This is a genomic window from Cupriavidus sp. 05T42 (genome assembly GCF_056396345.1).
In genome coordinates this window covers 164,684-182,025 of sequence record NZ_JBFTLH010000005.1, presented here as the reverse complement: position 1 = coordinate 182,025, position 17,342 = coordinate 164,684, and the positions used below count along the sequence as shown (strand labels likewise).

At 65.2% G+C, this 17,342-nt stretch carries 20 protein-coding genes; 12 read left to right on the top strand and 8 right to left on the bottom strand.

What is annotated here, in order from left to right:
• Window positions 1-23: 23 nt before the first annotated feature.
• A complete protein-coding gene (locus tag AC1EJR_RS08780; protein WP_092292533.1) occupies window positions 24-956 on the bottom strand; it encodes an NAD kinase in 933 nt (310 codons plus the stop codon).
• Between the two features lie 101 nt (window positions 957-1,057).
• Between AC1EJR_RS08780 and hrcA the strand changes: the two genes are divergently transcribed.
• From hrcA to AC1EJR_RS08765, 3 genes are all read left to right on the top strand, one after another.
• Window positions 1,058-2,107 carry a heat-inducible transcriptional repressor HrcA gene (hrcA, locus tag AC1EJR_RS08775; protein ID WP_092292535.1) on the top strand — a complete coding sequence of 350 codons (1,050 nt, stop codon included), beginning with the start codon at window positions 1,058-1,060 and terminating at the stop codon, window positions 2,105-2,107.
• A 63-nt stretch (window positions 2,108-2,170) separates the two neighbouring features.
• Window positions 2,171-3,286, top strand: coding sequence for a ferrochelatase (hemH, locus tag AC1EJR_RS08770; protein ID WP_477113011.1), 1,116 nt, complete (start codon window positions 2,171-2,173; stop codon window positions 3,284-3,286).
• 19 nt (window positions 3,287-3,305) lie between these two features.
• Window positions 3,306-3,701 (top strand): RNA-binding S4 domain-containing protein, encoded by a 396-nt coding sequence (locus tag AC1EJR_RS08765; protein ID WP_092292539.1) that lies wholly within the window; start codon window positions 3,306-3,308, stop codon window positions 3,699-3,701.
• A 4-nt stretch (window positions 3,702-3,705) separates the two neighbouring features.
• On the opposite strand, the gene AC1EJR_RS08760 is transcribed toward AC1EJR_RS08765, so the two are convergent.
• Window positions 3,706-3,870, bottom strand: a complete 165-nt coding sequence (locus AC1EJR_RS08760; protein ID WP_177219874.1) for a hypothetical protein — start codon at window positions 3,868-3,870, stop codon at window positions 3,706-3,708.
• 281 nt (window positions 3,871-4,151) lie between these two features.
• On the opposite strand from AC1EJR_RS08760, the gene grpE reads away from it, so the two are divergent.
• A complete protein-coding gene (grpE, locus tag AC1EJR_RS08755; protein WP_092292541.1) occupies window positions 4,152-4,724 on the top strand; it encodes a nucleotide exchange factor GrpE in 573 nt (190 codons plus the stop codon).
• Between the two features lie 85 nt (window positions 4,725-4,809).
• A complete protein-coding gene (locus tag AC1EJR_RS08750) occupies window positions 4,810-5,226 on the top strand; it encodes a thioredoxin family protein (RefSeq protein ID WP_092292543.1) in 417 nt (138 codons plus the stop codon).
• Here AC1EJR_RS08750 and AC1EJR_RS08745 read toward each other — a convergent pair whose 3' ends face one another.
• Complete coding sequence (locus AC1EJR_RS08745; protein WP_477112982.1) at window positions 5,227-6,537, bottom strand: phospholipase A; 1,311 nt, start codon at window positions 6,535-6,537, stop codon at window positions 5,227-5,229. It abuts the gene before it with no gap.
• 128 nt (window positions 6,538-6,665) lie between these two features.
• Window positions 6,666-7,097, bottom strand: a complete 432-nt coding sequence (locus tag AC1EJR_RS08740; RefSeq protein WP_092292547.1) for a DUF1841 family protein — start codon at window positions 7,095-7,097, stop codon at window positions 6,666-6,668.
• A 106-nt stretch (window positions 7,098-7,203) separates the two neighbouring features.
• Here AC1EJR_RS08740 and AC1EJR_RS08735 point away from each other — a divergent pair, with 106 nt between their 5' ends.
• On the top strand, window positions 7,204-8,139 hold the full coding sequence (locus AC1EJR_RS08735; protein WP_477112981.1) for a DMT family transporter: 936 nt from the start codon (window positions 7,204-7,206) through the stop codon (window positions 8,137-8,139).
• 88 nt (window positions 8,140-8,227) lie between these two features.
• Window positions 8,228-8,815 carry a malonic semialdehyde reductase gene (locus AC1EJR_RS08730; RefSeq protein WP_092292551.1) on the top strand — a complete coding sequence of 196 codons (588 nt, stop codon included), beginning with the start codon at window positions 8,228-8,230 and terminating at the stop codon, window positions 8,813-8,815.
• A 19-nt stretch (window positions 8,816-8,834) separates the two neighbouring features.
• Here AC1EJR_RS08730 and nth read toward each other — a convergent pair whose 3' ends face one another.
• Window positions 8,835-9,479, bottom strand: coding sequence for an endonuclease III (gene nth, locus AC1EJR_RS08725; RefSeq protein WP_441592040.1), 645 nt, complete (start codon window positions 9,477-9,479; stop codon window positions 8,835-8,837).
• Entirely contained in the window at window positions 9,476-10,285 is an 810-nt protein-coding gene (gene rsxB, locus AC1EJR_RS08720) for an electron transport complex subunit RsxB (RefSeq protein WP_477112980.1), read from the bottom strand. The genes nth and rsxB overlap by 4 nt, the downstream gene beginning before the upstream one ends.
• 231 nt (window positions 10,286-10,516) lie before the next feature.
• On the opposite strand from rsxB, the gene AC1EJR_RS08715 reads away from it, so the two are divergent.
• The gene (locus tag AC1EJR_RS08715; protein ID WP_092292557.1) at window positions 10,517-11,152 is read left to right on the top strand and encodes a TetR/AcrR family transcriptional regulator; all 636 of its coding nucleotides are present in this window, start codon (window positions 10,517-10,519) and stop codon (window positions 11,150-11,152) included.
• 77 nt (window positions 11,153-11,229) lie between these two features.
• Here AC1EJR_RS08715 and AC1EJR_RS08710 read toward each other — a convergent pair whose 3' ends face one another.
• Window positions 11,230-12,471 carry a polyhydroxyalkanoate depolymerase gene (locus tag AC1EJR_RS08710; protein ID WP_092292559.1) on the bottom strand — a complete coding sequence of 414 codons (1,242 nt, stop codon included), beginning with the start codon at window positions 12,469-12,471 and terminating at the stop codon, window positions 11,230-11,232.
• A 276-nt stretch (window positions 12,472-12,747) separates the two neighbouring features.
• Window positions 12,748-13,944: an amino acid aminotransferase gene (locus AC1EJR_RS08705; protein WP_092292561.1), complete on the bottom strand. Its 1,197-nt coding sequence runs from the start codon at window positions 13,942-13,944 to the stop codon at window positions 12,748-12,750.
• Window positions 13,945-14,135: 191 nt separating this feature from the next.
• Here AC1EJR_RS08705 and uvrB point away from each other — a divergent pair, with 191 nt between their 5' ends.
• The 4 genes from uvrB (at window position 14,136) to AC1EJR_RS08685 (ending at window position 17,297) form a co-directional block, all read left to right on the top strand.
• A complete protein-coding gene (uvrB, locus tag AC1EJR_RS08700) occupies window positions 14,136-16,211 on the top strand; it encodes an excinuclease ABC subunit UvrB (RefSeq protein ID WP_092292563.1) in 2,076 nt (691 codons plus the stop codon).
• A gap of 61 nt (window positions 16,212-16,272) precedes the next feature.
• Window positions 16,273-16,494, top strand: a complete 222-nt coding sequence (locus AC1EJR_RS08695; protein WP_092292565.1) for a hypothetical protein — start codon at window positions 16,273-16,275, stop codon at window positions 16,492-16,494.
• A 38-nt stretch (window positions 16,495-16,532) separates the two neighbouring features.
• Window positions 16,533-16,775 (top strand): hypothetical protein, encoded by a 243-nt coding sequence (locus tag AC1EJR_RS08690; RefSeq protein WP_092292567.1) that lies wholly within the window; start codon window positions 16,533-16,535, stop codon window positions 16,773-16,775.
• A 33-nt stretch (window positions 16,776-16,808) separates the two neighbouring features.
• Window positions 16,809-17,297 (top strand): low molecular weight protein-tyrosine-phosphatase, encoded by a 489-nt coding sequence (locus tag AC1EJR_RS08685; RefSeq protein ID WP_092293287.1) that lies wholly within the window; start codon window positions 16,809-16,811, stop codon window positions 17,295-17,297.
• Window positions 17,298-17,342: the final 45 nt, after the last annotated feature.

Sequence of the window (17,342 nt, the reverse complement as noted above, 5' to 3'; positions counted from 1 at the left end):
CCTTGGGGGGAGTGGGGGCCGGCTCAGAGCCGGTTGTCCTCGGTCGGGTATTCGTGCCAGTGCAGCTTCTTGCGCAGCGTGGCGTAGTAGTTGTAGCCCACCGGATGCAACAGGGTCACGGTCTTGCTGGAGCGGCGCACGACGATCCGGTCGCCCTGCAGCAGCGAGGTCAGAGACTGCATGTCGAAATTGGCGCTCGCGTCGCGCGCGGTGGCCACCTCGATCGTCACTTCGGCGTCGTGCGGCAGCACGATCGGGCGATTGGACAGCGCGTGCGGAGCAATTGGCACCAGTACCAGCCCAGACAGCGTAGGATGCAGGATCGGTCCGCCGGCGGCCAGCGCGTAGGCGGTGGAACCGGTGGGCGTGGAGACGATCAGGCCGTCCGAACGCTGGTTGTACATGAAATAGCCGTCCACCGAGACGGCCAGCTCGACCATGCCGGAAATGCCCGAGCGGTTGACCACCACGTCGTTGAACGCCAGCGCGGAGAAGATCACGCCGTCGTCACGGATCACGCGGGATTCCAGCAGCATGCGGGTCTCGGCCTCGTAGCGGCCGGCCAGCATCTCGGGCAGGGCGCGCGTCACGTCTTCGAGCGGGATGTCGGTCATGAAGCCCAGCCGGCCATGGTTCACGCCGATCAGCGGCACATTCAGCCCGGCCAACTGGCGGGCCAGGCCCAGCAGCGTGCCGTCGCCGCCGAGCACCACGGCCACGTCGGCCTCGCGCCCGATCTCGTCGGCCGAGAAGACGGGGTAGCCGGAGAGGCCGGTCGCCTGCGCGGTTTCGCGCTCGAACACCACGTCCTGGCCGTTGCGCGAGATGACGGCGGCCAGTTCCTCGAGCGGGCCCTCGATGCCGGCGGTCGCGTACCGGCCGACCAGGGCAACGGTCTGGAACGCGGCGCGGGGCGCGGCGGCGGGGGCGATGGCTGGGTTCTGGGGGGCAGACATGCCGGGATTAGACCATACCGCCGTGACCATTGTCAGTAGGCGGGCACGCACCGGTGCGAAGCCCGCCCGAACCGGGGAAAGTTGTTTAAAATCGGGGCACTATGGACGAACGTTCGAAAACGCTTCTCAAGACCCTGATCGAGCGCTACATCGCCGAAGGCCAGCCCGTGGGCTCGCGCACCCTGTCCAAGTACTCGGGTCTCGATCTCTCGCCGGCGACCATCCGCAATGTGATGTCCGACCTCGAGGAAATGGGGTTCATCGCCAGCCCGCATACGTCGGCCGGCCGGATTCCCACGCCGCGCGGATACCGGCTGTTTGTCGATTCGATGCTCACGGCGCGCCCGCTGGAGGGCGGCACGATCGAAATGACCGCCGAACTGGCCGCGCTGACCGGCCAGATCCAGGGCCAGCTGGGCGGACAGCAGCTGGGGCCGCAGCGGATGATCACGGCCGCCGCGCATACGCTGTCGAACCTCTCCCGCTTTGCCGGCGTGATCATGACGCCGCGCCGGGGCCAGTCGTTCCGCCAGGTGGAGTTCATGCGCCTGTCGGAGAAGCGCATCCTGCTGATCATCGTCAGCCCCGAGGGCGACGTCCAGAACCGCATCATCCAGACCGAACTGCCGTACACCCCCGCCCAGCTGATCGAGGCGGCCAATTTCTTCAATTCCCACTACGCCGGCATGAGTTTCGATGCCGTGCGCAGCCATCTGCGCGTGGAATTGCAGGACATCCGCCGCGATATGTCAGCGCTGATGCAGGCCGCCGTGGAGGCGGGCAGCAGCGCCATGGCCGAGGATGACGACCAGGTGTTCATCTCCGGCGAGCGCAAGCTGCTCGAGGTGGAAGACCTGTCGTCCAGCATGGACAAGCTGCGCCGGCTGTTCGATGTCTTCGAACACAAGACCAACCTGCTGCAGCTGCTCGATGTCTCGAGCCACGCGCAGGGCGTGCAGATCTTCATCGGCGGCGAAAGCCAGCTCGTGCCGCTCGAAGACATGGCCGTCATTACCGCGCCCTATGGTGTCGATGGGCAGATCGTCGGCACGCTCGGCGTGATCGGCCCGACGCGGATGGCCTATGAACGGGTCATCCCGATCGTCGACATCACCGCGCGGCTGCTCTCGAGCGCGCTCTCCCAGAACTGATGGCAGCTTGCGGGCACGCCACGTGACAGCGCGTGCGTGGCGCCCGCCATTTCCGGAAACCCTATGACGTTCTCGGCAGAACCGGCTTACCAGCATGGCCAGGCGCCCCGCACGGCCATCCTGCTTATCAACCTGGGCACGCCGGATTCGCCCACGCCCAAGGCGGTGGGGCAGTATTTGAAGGCGTTCCTGTCCGACCCCCGTGTGGTCGAGATCCCGCGTCTGGCCTGGCTGCCGATCCTGCACGGGCTGATCCTGCCGTTCCGCTCGCGCGCTTCGGCCATGAAGTACGAATCGATCTGGCTGCGCGAGGCGCACATGACCGGCTCGCCGCTGCTGGTGCACACCGAGCGTCAGGCCCACGCGCTCCAGCAGCACATGCACCGGCTCGGCCACGACGTGACCGTGGCCTGCGCCATGCGCTACGGCAATCCGTCGATTGCTTCGGTTATGGAGGCCCTGCGCCGGCAGGGTACGGAACAAGTGCTGTTATTGCCACTCTATCCGCAGTTTTCCGGGACGACCACGGCCACCGCGTTCGACGAGGTCTTTCGCGTGCTCGCCGGCTGGCGAAATCAGCCGGAATTGAGACTGATAAAGCACTTTCACGATCATCCGGCCTATATTTCGGCCCTGCAGCAGCAGGTGAGCGGTTATTGGGCGCAGCACGGCATGCCGGACTTTGCCCGGGGCGACAAGCTGATCCTGTCCTTCCACGGCCTGCCGCGCCGATTGTTGGATCTGGGGGACCCCTACCATTGCGAATGCCTGAAGACCGGGCGGATGCTGGGCGAGGCGCTCGGCCTGCAAGCGGGTCAGTATCAAGTGACGTTTCAGTCGCGTTTCGGCAAGGCGGAATGGCTCCAGCCCTATACCGCGCCGACGCTGACCGAACTCGGCAAGGTCGGCACGCATCGCGTGGACGTGTTCTGCCCCGGCTTCCCGGCCGATTGCATCGAGACGCTCGAGGAAATCGCCATGGAAGGGCAGTCCGAATTCCGCGTGGCGGGCGGCCAGGAATTCCATTTCATTCCCTGCCTGAATGATGCGGACTACTGGATTGCCGGGCTGGCCGAGATCGCGCTGCAGCATCTGCAGGGTTGGCCATTGCGCCAGCCGCATCCGCACGAGTTGGAAGCGCGGCGCTTGCGGGCGCAGACCCGCGGTGCCGCGGCGTAAGGAATCAAGGAGTTAGACGATGGATGTGGACTTCGAGGCGGGTGCCCGGCAACGCATCGACAAATGGCTGTGGTGCGCCCGGTTCTTCAAGACGCGCTCGCTGGCGGCCGAGGCCGTGGAGCGGGGCCGGGTGGAGGTTAACGGCCAGCCGGTCAAGAATTCACGCGAAGTGAAGCCCGGCGACGCCGTGATGATCGACGCGCACCAGCAGCGTTGGGAGATCGAGGTGAAGGGCGTGGCCGCCTCGCGCGGGTCGGCGCCCGTGGCGCAGACGCTGTATGCAGAAACGCCGGCAAGCCAGGCCCGGCGTCAGGAAGAGGCGGAACGGCGGCGCATGCAGCCTGAGCCGACGGCGCAGCTACAGGGCCGCCCGACCAAGCGCGATCGGCGCCGGATCGACGATTTCAGAAATTAGGGATTCAGCGGTTGTACGGGAAGTACGGAACGATGTAGTGCTTGAACACCGCCTTGCCGCTGCCATACTCGGTTTCACGCGGCGTGAACGCGCCGGAGGCGCAGATGAAGAGTGTCATCACCGACAGCGCGGCGAGTAGGCACACGGTAACAACAGGCAGCTTGTGCATGGCGAACCTTCCGAAGGATGCACCAAAATGATTCACAGCGTGCTCCCGTTATTTTTGTCATTTTTCATTGATAGATCTTAGTCATTGCGTTGCAGCAAAGCAATGAACACCAGATTGCATCAATCACGGCTTTGTAACCGCGTATTTCGGCGTCTCGCCCCCTTCACACTTGAAAAAACGGGGAGTGGCGCCAACTGCGGCTAGACTTGCCGGTTTGGCATCCCGACCCACCCGACGGCCTGCGCCAGGCGGGCCGAGTTTTAGATTTGATACGGATCGACATGGAAGAACAGAACCAGACCCAGACGCCATCCTCAGCTTCGAGCACGCCGCAGGCGGCGGACGATGCCCTGCGCGCCCAGCAGCCTGGCACGGACGCCCCGGCCGGCGATGACGTGGCCCGCCTCACGCAACAGGTGGCCGACCTGGAGGCCAAGGCCAAGGAAAACTACGAGCTGTTCCTGCGCGCCACGGCAGAGGGCGAGAACATCCGCCGCCGGTCGCAGGACGAGGTCAGCAAGGCACACAAGTTCGCGATCGAGAACTTCGCCGACAACCTCGTGCCCGTGATGGACAGCCTGCAGGCTGCGCTGGCCGACAACACCGGCGACCTCAAGAAGCTGCGCGAAGGCGTGGAGCTGACCGCCCGCCAGCTGGCCGCCGCCTTCGAGCGCGGCAAGATCGTCGAGTTGAACCCGGTGGGCGAGAAGTTCGACCCGCATCGTCATCAGGCGATTTCGATGGTGCCGTCCGAGCAGGAGCCCAACACCGTGGTGAACGTGCTCCAGCGCGGCTACATGATTGCCGAGCGCGTGCTGCGCCCGGCACTGGTGACGGTCTCGGCGCCGCGCTAAATCCCGCGCAAGCCGGAAACCCCCAAGCCTGACCCGACGCCCGGTGCCTGAACGCCCGGGCGTTGTTGTTTCCAGGAACCCTGCGATGTCAGACGACGCTCAATCCCCCCATCCCGATCATCTCGATCACCGCGCCTTCGACGCCTTCGCCATGCAGGCTGTTGATGGGAGCACCATCGACGCGGCCATCGCCGCCGCTGGCGAAGACCTGGTCTGCGTGTTCTTCTGGGGCGTGGACTGCTTCAACTGCGAGATGGCCAAGAAGGCGATGCTCGCCAACCCGGACCCGATTCGGGCGCTGAACCTGCGCTGGCTGCACGCCAACGTCTACGAACACCCCGAGCTGGGCAAGCGTTTCGGCCTGCACGGCATTCCGGTGTTCATGTTCTTCCAGCGGGGCAAGAAGCTGGGCCGCGCCACGGGCTGGCACGGCCACGGCCAGTTCACGGCCGCCGTGGCTAACGCGCGGCTCAAGGCCGAGGGCAAGCCGCTGGCCGGTTGATCAGCGCGACAGCGCGTAGCCGATACGGAACTGCCACGGCGTCTTCTGGTTGTAGTCGAGCAGGCTCTCGCCGTAGCCGTAGAAGTAGCCGGCCATCAGGTATCCCGCCGTGCCCGGCAGCAGCCGCGCGAGCGGGTAGGTGAGCTGCGCGTCGACGCTGCCATAGCCTTTGCGCGTGCCCTTGCGCAGCGTGGCGGCGAACTCCCACGAATCGGGCCGGCCATAGGCCACCAGCAGGTCCATGTAGCCGCGATAGTGGGCGATGTCCTCGTTGTCGCTCTTGCCGACGTAGGCGTACACCTTGGGCGCCACGCGCCAGTGCCAGTCGGTCTGGTCGCCGAAATACATGGTCGGCTTCAGGAACAGCGTGTTGACGCTGCGCGACTGGTCGCCATCGCGCCCGTTCGACTCGTGCTCGAAACCGGTGGCCAGCGAGAGTCGGCTGATCACGCTGTTCTTCACGCCCGTATCGGACAGGTAGTAATAGAGGCTGGGCCGGTAGTTGGTGTCGCGGAACGGGCGCGATTCGTCGTGCAGGTCCCATAGCGAGAACTGCGTGTAGGCGAAGTACAGGTTGTCCAGCACGCTCTTCGAGGTCGGGTTCTCGCCCTCGAACAGGCGGTACTTGAAGCTGATCTGGAACTTGGCGTTGGCGCCGTCGTGGCCGCCGAACATCAGGTACATCGGCTCGTTGAACGAGAGGCGCTGCGCGTCGCGCAGGTCGGCCGGCGAGGGCCCCGGCGTGCCGCCGTTGGCGGCGGTGACGATCGGCGTGACGGGTACGGTTGCCCCATCCGGCTGCGGCGTGCCTTGGGCGGAAGCCAGATCCTTGTGCTCCGTCGCGGCGGTGCCCGGGGCCGTGGCCGCTACGGCGGGTGCAGCGGGGACTTCGCCCGGCAGCGGCGCGCGGTTCAGCGAGACGACGACCGGCGCGGCGTCGATGCCGGCCACGTCGAGCCGCACCTGGCCACGCATGCCGGCCGGCCAGTCGGCGGTATAGGTGATGGTGCGGATGTCGCCGTGGCGCAGGTTCAGCACGGAGGGGCCGCCGCCGGTGCGCTTCATCTCGATCCGCACGGGCGCGGCGAGATCGCCGGTGGCGCTCACCTGGAGCGTATCGGGCACCGCGTAGCGCCGCGTCGACTGGTCGGCGCTGACCAGCAGCGTGAGCGTGAAGGGGCGCGTGCCGTCGATCACGCGCGGCGGTTGCAGCAGCGAGACGGCGGCGTGCGCGGAAATCGGGCCCGACAGGGCGAACGAAAGGAGAGCCGCGCTGCCGAAGCCGGCGCGGCGAGGCACGGAGAGAGACATGGATCGTGCGCGTCGCGTCGGCGCAGGGGCCGGGGACACGTCAGAGTTTGGAATGCCCGACAGCCTAACACGTGGCTCGCGGGCATCTTGTGACGAATTGTTGGTGTGAAAAGTGCGGGGTAAGCCGGTCAGCCGGCAGCGCGGCGGCGGATATTGTCGACGTAGGCCTGCCCATCTGGCGGCATACCGGTGCGCTGTGCATTCCAGAGCATTTCGCCGAGGCATTCCATGATCTGGTGCTGGGCCTCGTGCTGGGAATCGAGTCGCCGCGAAAGTGCCTCATACGCCGCGCGAATGCCGGGCGGCTGATCGATCGACACCTGTTCGGAGATCGACAGGTGCATCGCCAGATGCAGGAACGGATTGGTCTGGCCGCCTTCGGGCGTGTAGTCGCGCGTGAGCGCGCCTTCGGTATCGGTCAGCAGCGGGTGGTATTCGGGATGCTCGTCGATCCAGTCGACGGCAATCACTTCGAGCGGGGTGAGGACATTGCCCGCCACCCGTTTCTGCCACGCGTCGCAGAAGAACCGGCGGACTTCTTCTCTTGATGGATTGAACATGATGGGCGGTATTGTAAACGAGCCCTCCGAACGCTGCCGGCCGCCCGCCGCGCGCAAGTAGAATGCGGGCTTCCTGGTGTCTCCTTCCCGCTTCTTCGCACCGCCCATGACCGCTTCCGCCACTCTCGGCCAGGCCCGCCACACGCTCGCCGGCGTGCTGATGATTGCGCTGTCCGCCAGCGCCTTTGGGGCCATGGCGATCTTCGCGCGCTACGCCTATGCCGCCGGCGCTGATGTCTATGGCCTGCTGGCGGTGCGCTTCGTGCTCGCCGCCGTGGCAATGGCCGTGGTCATGCGCACGCGCGGCATCCGTCTGCCGCCGTGGCGGCGCGTGCTGGCGCTGGCGGCGATGGGCGGCATCGGCTACGTCAGCCAGTCCTACTGCTTCTTCACGGCGCTGAACTACGCGCAGGCCAGCCTCGTGGCGCTGCTGCTCTATCTCTACCCGCTGTTCGTGACGATCCTCGCGGCGATCTTTCTCAAGGAAAAGCTGACCAACGCGGCGGTGATCGCGCTGGTGCTGTGCTCGGTCGGCGCCGGCCTGACAGTGGGCGGCGGGGAGGGCAGCCCGCTCGGCATCGCGCTGGGCGTGGCGGCGGCGGTGATCTACTCGATCTATATCGTGGTGGGCGCGCGCGTGACGGCCGGCGTCAACGCCATCGCCACCACCACGGTCATCTGCACGGCGGCGGCGCTGGTCTATGTGACGGTCGGCATCCTGCGCACTGGCGCCGGCGTGCCGCCGCAGTTCCCGGGCGACGCCGGCGGCTGGCTCGCCTTGATCGCCATCGCGCTGGTCTCCACGGTGCTGGCCATCCTGACCTTCTTCGCGGGCTTGCAGCGGCTGGGCGCTTCCAAGGCGTCGATGCTGTCCACGCTGGAGCCGGTGGTGACGGTGCTGCTGGCGGCAATGTTGCTGGGCGAGCACATTGGCGCCACGCAGGCCATCGGCGGTGGGTTGATCCTGGCCGGGGTGCTGTGGCTCACGCGTCGCGCCAGCGGCACCGCCCAGCCAGACACCGCCGTCGACGAAAGGATTTGAGGGACATCGTGAAAGCCGTTGCTCGGCTTTCCGCGCATCGATCGGTACAATCGCGCTTTCTTTCATCCAGAAACCGGGAAGACGCGCAATGAAATCGATCGATCAGGCAGCAGTCGCACAATTGTTCACCGAAGCCCGCACGCACAACGTGTGGCAGGACAAGCACGTGGACGACGCCCTGCTGCAGCAGATCTATGAAGCGATGAAGTTCGGCCCGACCGCCGCCAACAGCAGCCCGGCCCGCATCGTGTTCGTGAAGTCGGCCGCCGAGAAGGCCCGGCTGCTGGAATGCGTGTCTGCCGGTAACGTCGAGAAGACCCGCTCGGCGCCTGTCACCGCGATCATCGCCTTCGACAACCACTTCCACGACCAACTGCCGAAGCTGTTCCCGCATGCCGACGCCCGCGCGTGGTACGCCGGCAACACCGAAAAGATCGCGCGCGATGCGCTGATGAACAGCTCGCTGCAAGGCGGCTACTTCATCCTGGCCGCCCGCGCGCTGGGCCTGGACTGCGGCCCGATGGGTGGTTTCGATGCCGCCAAGGTCAACGCGGCGTTCTTCCCTGACGGCAAGTGGTCGGTGAACTTCCTCGTGAACCTGGGCTACGGCGACGCTGCCCAGCTGCATCCGCGCGGCCCGCGCCTGTCGTTCGACGAAGCCTGCCGGATCGTCTGATCCCCGCCGGCGCCGGGGCTTACGCCTTCGGCGCCGGGGTTTTCTCGCGGAACTCGCACAGCGGCTCGATGGCGCAATGCCAGCATTCGGGCTTGCGTGCCTTGCACACGTAGCGCCCATGCAGGATCAGCCAGTGGTGCGCGTCGTGCAGGAACTCCTTCGGCACCACCTTGAGCAGCTTCTGCTCGACGATATCCACATTCTTGCCCGGCGCCAGCCCCGTGCGGTTGGAGACGCGGAAGATGTGCGTATCCACGGCGATGGTCGGCTGGCCAAACGCGGTGTTGAGCACCACGTTGGCTGTCTTGCGGCCCACCCCTGGCAGGGCCTCCAGCGCCTCGCGGTCCGGCGGCACGCGTCCGCCATGCCGCTCCACCAGAATCCGGCAGGTCTCCATCACATGCTTGGCCTTGGTCTTGTAGAGGCCGATGGTCTTGATGTAGTCGATCAGCCCCGCCTCGCCGAGCGCCAGCATCTGCTGGGGCGAGTGGGCCACCGGGAACAGCAGGCGCGTAGCCTTGTTCACGCCAACATCGGTGGCCTGCGCGGAGAGCAGCACGGCAATCAGCAGCTCGAAGGGCGAGCTGTATTCGAGTTCCGTGGTCGGGGTCGGGTTGACGTCTCGCAGCGTTTCGAAGATCGCGCGGGTCTTGGCGGCGTTCATGCGTCGGGAGTCTTCTTGTTGTTGTCGGGGGTTGCCTGCGTCAGGCCGGCCTTGGCGCGGCGGGCTTCGGCGGCATCGATCTGGGCCTGCACGGCCGGCGACACATTCTCGGTGTTGCGCGGCGTGGCGGCCGCCTGTTTCTGGCGCGCGCGCTCGATCGCGGCCTGGATGATCGCCTTCTTGCGGTCCTGGGCGGCGCGCTCGGCATCGGAGATGACGGGTTCCGCCTGGAGCGCCTCCAGCTTGGCCGCGGCCTTGGCGGCCAGGCGCGCGTCGTTCTCCTCGCGCTCGCGCACCAGCCGGGCGCGGCGCGCCAGGTAGCGCGTGTGGGCGGCGTCGGCCTGCGCGGGCGACCACGCAGCCCAGCCCGTCTTGTCGCCCGTCACCGGAATCATGTCGATGCAGTCCACCGGGCACGGTGCCACGCAGAGATCACAGCCTGTGCACCAGTCGGGCAGCACGGTGTGCATCTGCTTGGCCGCGCCGGCGATGGCATCGACCGGGCATGCCTGTATACAAAGCGTGCAGCCGATGCAGCGCGATTCGTCGATGCGCGCCACGGCCCGCGACTGCTCCACGCCATGCTCCGGGTCCAGCGCACGCGGCGCCACACCGAGCAGGGCGGACAGCCGCAGGATGCCCTCGGCGCCGCCCGGCGGGCAGCGGTTGGGTGTGGCCTCGCCCCGGGCCATGGCCTCGGCGTACGGGCGGCAGCCATCGAACCCGCATTTGGTGCATTGGGTTTGCGGCAGCAGGGCTTCTAGGCGGTCCGCCAGCGTGGCGGCGGCGTTGAGGGTGATGGTCACGACTGCGAGGAACGATGTGAGGGACGACTAACGCTTCTGCACGCCTCTGCGGGCGTGTGCGCGGCAAGGATTATCCCCGATTTCCCGAAACGGCAGAACCGGCGATGATTGGCGCGCCACGCCGTCGCCTCACCCGTTTGGGCGATATGTGGCGGATCTTTGGACGAGGCACGAGCAATATATGCTCGCCCGTGCCATATAATCCCGCGCAACCGACCGACTCCGGAACCCATGTCAAACGAGCCAAAAACCAAGCGGGATCCCGAAGGCACGCGCCGGCGCATCCTGGCCGCCGCCACTGAAGAATTCGCAAAGGGCGGACTGGCCGGCGCACGCGTCGACCAGATCGCCCGGCGGGCCGAGACCAACGAGCGGATGCTCTATTACTACTACGGCAGCAAGGAAGGTCTGTTCCTGGCCGTGCTCGAAAAGCAGTACGCCGAGTTCCGTGCCGCCGAGGAACAGCTTCACGTGACCGATGAAGACCCGGTCGCTGCTGTCCGCACGCTGGCCCGCTTCGTTTGGGACTGGTACTACCAGCACCCCGAGTTCATCCGCCTGGTCAACAGCGAGAACCTGCACGAAGCGCGCCACCTGAAGAAGTCCGCCCAGTTGCACCAGCTGATCAATCCGGTGGTCAACGTGCTGGCAGACATTATCCGGCGCGGCCAGCAGCAGGGCGTGTTCCGCGATAACGTGGACGTACCTCAGTTCTACCTGACCATTTCGGCGCTCGGGTACTACGTGCTGTCCAACCGCTACACCATCAGCGCGGTAATTGGCCGCGACGTGGCTTCGGAAGACGAGCACGCGCGCTTTGCCGAGTTGCACACGGACATGCTGCTGGCCTTCCTGCAGAAGCGCTGAGCGGTTATCCCGGTCGGAAAAACAAAAATGCCCGCGAGATCATCGCGGGCATTTTTGCATTCGGCGTCCGGCTCGCTTCAGCGCGATTTACGGATGAAATCGCGCAGTTCCGGATAAATATTCTCGCGCCAGCGGCGGCCCGAGAAAATCCCGTAGTGGCCGGCCTTCGGCGCGGTGATGTGATGCCGCTTGGCCTTGGGAATGCCGGTGCACAGGTCGTGCGCGGCGGCGGTCTGGCCGGCGCCCGAGATGTCGTCCAGTTCGCCTTCGATGGTCAGCAGGGCCGTGGTCTTGATGTCCTGCGGACGCACCGGCGCGCCGTCGATCTCCCACGTGCCGTTGGCCAGTCGGAACTCCTGGAACACTTCCTTGATGGTGTCGAGGTAGTACTCGGCGGCCATGTCGAGCACGGCGTTGTACTCGTCGTAGAAGCGCACGTGCGCCTCGGCATCGTCGGCATCGCCCTCGACCAGGCTCAGGTAAAAGTCATAGTGCGAGGACAGGTGGCGGTCCGGGTTCATCGCCACGAAGCCGGCATGCTGCAGGAAGCCCGGGTAGACGCGGCGGCCGTGGCCCGGATAGTTCGCCGGCACGGTGTAGATGACGTTGTTCTCGAACCACTCGTACGACTTGTTGGTCGCCAGCGAATTGACCGCCGTGGGACTCTTGCGCGCGTCGATCGGGCCGCCCATCATCGTCATCGTGCAAGGGGTGGTTTCCTTGTTCGACGCCATCAGCGAAATCGCGGCCAGCACCGGCACCGTGGGCTGGCAGACCGAGATCACATGCAGGTTATCCGCGCCGATATGGCGGATGAATTCCTGAATGTAATAAATGTAGTCAGACAGGTGGAACGGGCCGACATCGGACGGGACCATGCGCGCATCGACCCAGTCGGTCACGTAGACCTTGTGGTCTTGCAGCAAGGTGCGCACGGTGTCGCGCAGCAGCGTGGCGTGGTGGCCGGAGAGCGGGGCGCAGACCAGGACGACGGGTTCGTCCTTGAGCAGCTTGATGGTCTCGGGGTCGTCCGCGTAGCGCTTGAAGCGCACCAGCTTGCAGAACGGTTTTTCGAAGACGGTTTGCTCGACGATGGGGATGTCCCGGCCGTTGGAGCGCACCGACTTGATGTCAAACGACGGTTTCTCGTATTCCTTGCCGAGCCGGTAGAGCAGTTCGTAGCCGGCCGCTAGGCGAGGTGCGCCCGGCACCAGGGAAAGAGGACTGAGCGGGTTGGTGAAGGTCTTGGCCGTCGCCTGAGCCCAGGCGGTCAGCGGGTTCAGCATGGAGCGCTGGAATTCGTGCAGTTGGTAAAGCATGCCGGTACCTGTTGCCTTTCTGTCGGGCGTTTGTGCCCGATGGATTATGCCCGCAATCGAACGGTCGTGCTTTGCAGCATACGCTTCCAAGTTACGCCGCCAAGCGGGGAAGACAATAGGACATTGGCTTGAATTCGTGGTGACAGACACCTACAGACACAAAAAGGCGACCGGGAGTGACCTCCCCGTCGCCTTTTATGTGGCACTGCGTCAGAACTGGCGCAATCGGCGTGTTGCTTTTTGGTGCAATGCGCCGAAGCCTTCGTGCTGTGATGCTTAGTACACTGCAGCGATGGCGTTGACCACCGCGTCGATGTTGCGGCTGTTCAGCGCCGCCACGCAGATCCGGCCCGTACCCACGGCGTAGATACCGTGGTCGTTGCGCAGGCGATCCACCTGGTCAGTGGTCAGGCCCGAGTACGAGAACATGCCGCGCTGGGCCTTCACGAACGAGAAGTCACCCGGCACGCCCTTGGCGGCCAGCTTGTCCACCAGCGCATGGCGCATCAGCTTGATGCGATCCCGCATTTCGCCGAGTTCCTGCTCCCACATGGCGCGCAGCTCGGGGCTGTTCAGCACCGTGGCCACCACCGTGCCGCCGTGCGTGGGCGGGTTGGAGTAGTTCGTGCGGATCACGCGCTTGACCTGCGACATCACGCGCTGGGATTCTTCCTTGCTCGTGGTCACGATCGACAGCGCGCCCACGCGCTCGCCGTACAGCGAGAAGCTCTTCGAGAACGAGCTGGAGACGAAGAACGGCAGGCCGGAATTGGCGAACAGGCGCACGGCGGCGCCGTCCGGGTCGATGCCATCGGCAAAGCCCTGGTAGGCCATGTCCAGGAACGGGATCAGGTTGCGTTCCTTGACCAGTTCCACCACCTGCTTCCACTGGGCTTCCGACAGGTCCACGCCGGTCGGGTTGTGGCAGCAGGCGTGCAGCACGACAATGGTGTTGGCCGCGTAGGACTTCAGCGATTCCACCATGCCGGCGAAGTTCAGGCCATGGCTGGCGGCATCGTAATAGGCGTAGTTCACGACCGGGAAGCCGGCCGATTCAAACAGCGCGCGGTGGTTTTCCCAGCTCGGGTCGCTGATGGCGACCTTGGCATCCGGGTACAGGCGCTTCAGGAAGTCGGCGCCAATCTTCAGGGCGCCGGTGCCACCAAGTGCCTGGGCCGTCACAACGCGGCCTTCGGTGATCAGGGCCGATTCCTTGCCGAACAGCAGGGTCTGCACGGCCTGATCATAGGCGGCGATGCCTTCGATCGGCAGGTAGCCACGCGGCGTGGCGCTGGCCAGGCGAGCCTTCTCGGCCTCCTGCACGGCGCGCAGGAGGGGAATTTTCCCTTCGTCGGTGAAGTACACGCCAACGCCCAAGTTCACCTTGGTGGTGCGGGTGTCGGCATTGAAGGCTTCATTCAGGCCCAGGATCGGGTCGCGCGGGGCCATCTCGACGGCAGAAAACAAACTCATTTGGATTCTCGTGGTCAGCTGTGTAACAAAACGGAGGGCGTAGAATGCTTCGGGCTGCGCTGGCGGATCGCGTCGATGGCCCTACTGACAGGAACTGACAGTAGCGTGATGCCACAATGCTTGAAGCGGGTCCGCGCAACCCCAAGATTCTAGCGTATCCGCCAGTTTTTCCTCAGGTTTTTCCCTACCCTATGACGAATCTCGCCGAAGTCGCCCCGGTCCTGGACGAAGACAAATTCGTCACCTTTCCGGGCTCCCCGTTCCAGCTCTACCAGCCGTTCCCGCCCGCGGGGGACCAGCCCCAGGCCATCCGCCAGCTTGTGGAGGGCGTCGAGGATGGCCTGTCGTTCCAGACGCTGCTGGGCGTGACCGGGTCCGGCAAGACCTTCACCATGGCCAACGTCATCGCGCGCATGGGGCGGCCGGCCATCGTCTTTGCGCCGAACAAGACACTTGCGGCCCAGTTGTACTCGGAATTCCGCGAGTTTTTCCCGCGCAACGCGGTCGAGTACTTCGTCAGCTACTACGACTACTACCAGCCTGAGGCCTATGTGCCGCAGCGCGACCTGTTCATCGAGAAGGACTCGTCGATCAACGAGCATATCGAGCAGATGCGGCTGTCGGCCACCAAGAGCCTGCTCGAGCGGCGCGACACGATTATCGTGGCGACCGTGTCCGCGATCTACGGGATCGGCAATCCGAGCGAATACCATAAGATGATTCTGACGTTGCGCACCGGCGACAAGCTGAGCCAGCGCGACATCATCGCGCGGCTGATCGCCATGCAGTACACGCGCAACGAGACCGATTTCCAGCGCGGCACGTTCCGCGTGCGCGGCGACACGCTCGACATCTTCCCGGCCGAGCACGCCGAGATGGCCGTGCGCGTGGAGCTGTTCGACGATGAGGTCGACTCGCTCCAGTACTTCGACCCCCTGACCGGGCGCGTGCGTCAGAAGATTCCGCGTTTCACGGTCTACCCGTCGAGCCACTACGTCACGCCGCGCGATACCGTGCTGCGGGCGATCGAGGACATCAAGGTGGAACTGCGCGAGCGGCTCGATTTCTTCTACAAGGAGAATCGTCTCGTGGAGGCGCAACGGCTGGAGCAGCGCACGCGCTTCGACCTGGAAATGCTCTCGGAACTGGGCTTCTGCAAGGGCATCGAGAACTATTCCCGGCACCTTTCCGGCGCCAAGCCGGGCGAGCCGCCGCCGACGCTGGTCGATTACCTGCCGCCGGACGCGCTGATGTTCCTCGACGAGTCTCACGTGCTGATCGGCCAGCTCAACGGCATGTACAACGGCGACCGCGCGCGCAAGACCACGCTGGTCGAGTACGGCTTCCGCATGCCGTCCGCGCTGGACAACCGGCCGCTGAAATTCGACGAATTCGAACGCAAGATGCGCCAGGTGATGTTCGTCTCGGCCACGCCGGCGCAGTTCGAGAAGGACCATGCGGGGCAGGTGGTGGAGCAGGTGGTGCGGCCGACCGGCCTGGTCGACCCGATCATCATGGTGCGCCCGGCCACGACCCAGGTGGACGACCTGCTATCCGAGATCAACATCCGCGTGCAGGCCGGCGATCGCGTGCTGGTGACCACGCTGACCAAGCGGATGGCCGAGCAGCTGACCGAATTCCTGTCCGAGAACGGCGTCAAGGTACGTTATCTGCACTCGGACATCGATACCGTGGAACGCGTGGAGATCATCCGCGACCTGCGTCTTGGCACGTTTGACGTGCTGGTGGGGATCAACCTGCTGCGCGAGGGCCTCGATATTCCCGAGGTGTCGCTGGTGGCCATCCTCGATGCGGACAAGGAGGGCTTCCTGCGCGCCGAGCGCTCGCTGATCCAGACCATCGGCCGCGCCGCCCGGAACGTCAACGGCACCGCCATCCTCTATGCCGACCGCATGACGGATTCGATGAAGCGGGCGATCGACGAGACCGAGCGGCGCCGCATCAAGCAGATCGCGCATAACGAGGCCCATGGCATCACGCCGCGCGGCGTGGTCAAGCGGATCAAGGACATTATCGACGGGGTCTATGACCCGAACGAGGTCCGGGCGGAACTGAGCGCAGCCGCCGAGCGCGCGAAATACGAGGACATGAGCGAGAAGCAGGTCGCGAAGGAGATCAAGCGGCTGGAGAAGCAGATGCTCGACCATGCCAAGAATCTCGAGTTCGAAAAGGCGGCCCAGGTTCGCGACCAACTGGCCAAGCTGCGCGCCCAGGTGTTCGGGGCGAGCGGCGATCACATCCTATAGTGTCTAGGGTGTCCGGGGGCATCCACGCCGGACGGAGCCGGTCAACAACGAGGAGCGCGCCATGGTGACACAGTTCGAATACGGTGGTTACGCGGTGGTGGCGCGGGCAATTCCGCATGCCGGAGGCGGGTTTTCGGGCGTTGTGACGATCGCCGACGCGTTCGGCGAGGTCAGCGGTCCGACATTCGAATCGGAGACCGGCGCGGCGGCCACCCCGGAGGCGGCCCTGGCATTGGCCGAAGCTGCCGCCATGCGCACAATCGATGCCGGCGAGGTGAACTGACCCGGGCCAAGGGTCGCCGGCAGCACAGGAGACAAGACATGGCCTATAGCAGTGAATGGAAAAAGAGGGTTTTCGAGACGCACGAGATCCAGGTGCAGGTGAAACCCCGTTCGTCGATCGAGTGGGAATACACGGTGCGCGTCTGCCGCCCCGGCACCAATATCCGCGCGGCCGGCACGCTGGTGGAAACCGCGCCACCGACGGACCACTTCAAGACACCGGAAGAGGCGGAAGCGGCCGGCTGGGAGAGAGGGCGGGAGCTGGCGGTGCAGTTGGCATAGTGCCGACATCATCGGCAAAGTAAAATCATGCCGATGAAAAAATTCGCCATCCTGATGTGCTGCATGGGCAATATCTGCCGTTCGCCGACGGCGGAAGGCGTGCTGCGCGCCAAGTTGATCGCCGCGGGTCTTGCGGAGCAGGTCGAACTGGATTCCGCCGGTACCCACGACTATCACCTCGGGCGCCCGCCCGATGCCCGCAGCCAGCGCTACGCGCTGCAGCGCGGGTATGACCTGTCCGCGCTGCGGGCGCGCAAGGTGGGGGTGGCGGACTTCCAGCGCTTTGACCTTGTGCTGGCGATGGACCACGCCAATATGTCCACGCTACGCACACTGCATCCCGAAGTCAGCCCGGACAAGCTCCGGCTGCTGATGAGCTTTGCCACCCGGCACCCTGCCGAGGAAGTGCCCGATCCCTATTACGGCGAGGGCGATGGCTTCGAAACCGTGCTCGACTACGTCGAAGACGCCTGCGACGGTGTGGTAGCCATGCTGCGCGAACGGTTGGCGCCCACCCGCTGAGGTCCCCGCCAAGCCCCGCAGCCCCAGGCCGGCACGTTGCCGGCC

Excerpts from the sequence above, each read along its gene's own strand:
- AC1EJR_RS08780 (WP_092292533.1), bottom strand. The coding sequence starts at position 956 with ATGTCTGCCCCCCAGAACCCAGCCATCGCCCCCGCCGCCGCGCCCCGC.
- hrcA (WP_092292535.1), top strand. The coding sequence starts at position 1,058 with ATGGACGAACGTTCGAAAACGCTTCTCAAGACCCTGATCGAGCGCTAC.
- hemH (WP_477113011.1), top strand. The coding sequence starts at position 2,171 with ATGACGTTCTCGGCAGAACCGGCTTACCAGCATGGCCAGGCGCCCCGC.
- AC1EJR_RS08765 (WP_092292539.1), top strand. The coding sequence starts at position 3,306 with ATGGATGTGGACTTCGAGGCGGGTGCCCGGCAACGCATCGACAAATGG.
- AC1EJR_RS08760 (WP_177219874.1), bottom strand. The coding sequence starts at position 3,870 with ATGCACAAGCTGCCTGTTGTTACCGTGTGCCTACTCGCCGCGCTGTCG.
- grpE (WP_092292541.1), top strand. The coding sequence starts at position 4,152 with ATGGAAGAACAGAACCAGACCCAGACGCCATCCTCAGCTTCGAGCACG.
- AC1EJR_RS08750 (WP_092292543.1), top strand. The coding sequence starts at position 4,810 with ATGTCAGACGACGCTCAATCCCCCCATCCCGATCATCTCGATCACCGC.
- AC1EJR_RS08745 (WP_477112982.1), bottom strand. The coding sequence starts at position 6,537 with ATGTCTCTCTCCGTGCCTCGCCGCGCCGGCTTCGGCAGCGCGGCTCTC.
- AC1EJR_RS08740 (WP_092292547.1), bottom strand. The coding sequence starts at position 7,097 with ATGTTCAATCCATCAAGAGAAGAAGTCCGCCGGTTCTTCTGCGACGCG.
- AC1EJR_RS08735 (WP_477112981.1), top strand. The coding sequence starts at position 7,204 with ATGACCGCTTCCGCCACTCTCGGCCAGGCCCGCCACACGCTCGCCGGC.
- AC1EJR_RS08730 (WP_092292551.1), top strand. The coding sequence starts at position 8,228 with ATGAAATCGATCGATCAGGCAGCAGTCGCACAATTGTTCACCGAAGCC.
- nth (WP_441592040.1), bottom strand. The coding sequence starts at position 9,479 with ATGAACGCCGCCAAGACCCGCGCGATCTTCGAAACGCTGCGAGACGTC.
- AC1EJR_RS08715 (WP_092292557.1), top strand. The coding sequence starts at position 10,517 with ATGTCAAACGAGCCAAAAACCAAGCGGGATCCCGAAGGCACGCGCCGG.
- AC1EJR_RS08710 (WP_092292559.1), bottom strand. The coding sequence starts at position 12,471 with ATGCTTTACCAACTGCACGAATTCCAGCGCTCCATGCTGAACCCGCTG.
- AC1EJR_RS08705 (WP_092292561.1), bottom strand. The coding sequence starts at position 13,944 with ATGAGTTTGTTTTCTGCCGTCGAGATGGCCCCGCGCGACCCGATCCTG.
- uvrB (WP_092292563.1), top strand. The coding sequence starts at position 14,136 with ATGACGAATCTCGCCGAAGTCGCCCCGGTCCTGGACGAAGACAAATTC.
- AC1EJR_RS08695 (WP_092292565.1), top strand. The coding sequence starts at position 16,273 with ATGGTGACACAGTTCGAATACGGTGGTTACGCGGTGGTGGCGCGGGCA.
- AC1EJR_RS08690 (WP_092292567.1), top strand. The coding sequence starts at position 16,533 with ATGGCCTATAGCAGTGAATGGAAAAAGAGGGTTTTCGAGACGCACGAG.
- AC1EJR_RS08685 (WP_092293287.1), top strand. The coding sequence starts at position 16,809 with ATGAAAAAATTCGCCATCCTGATGTGCTGCATGGGCAATATCTGCCGT.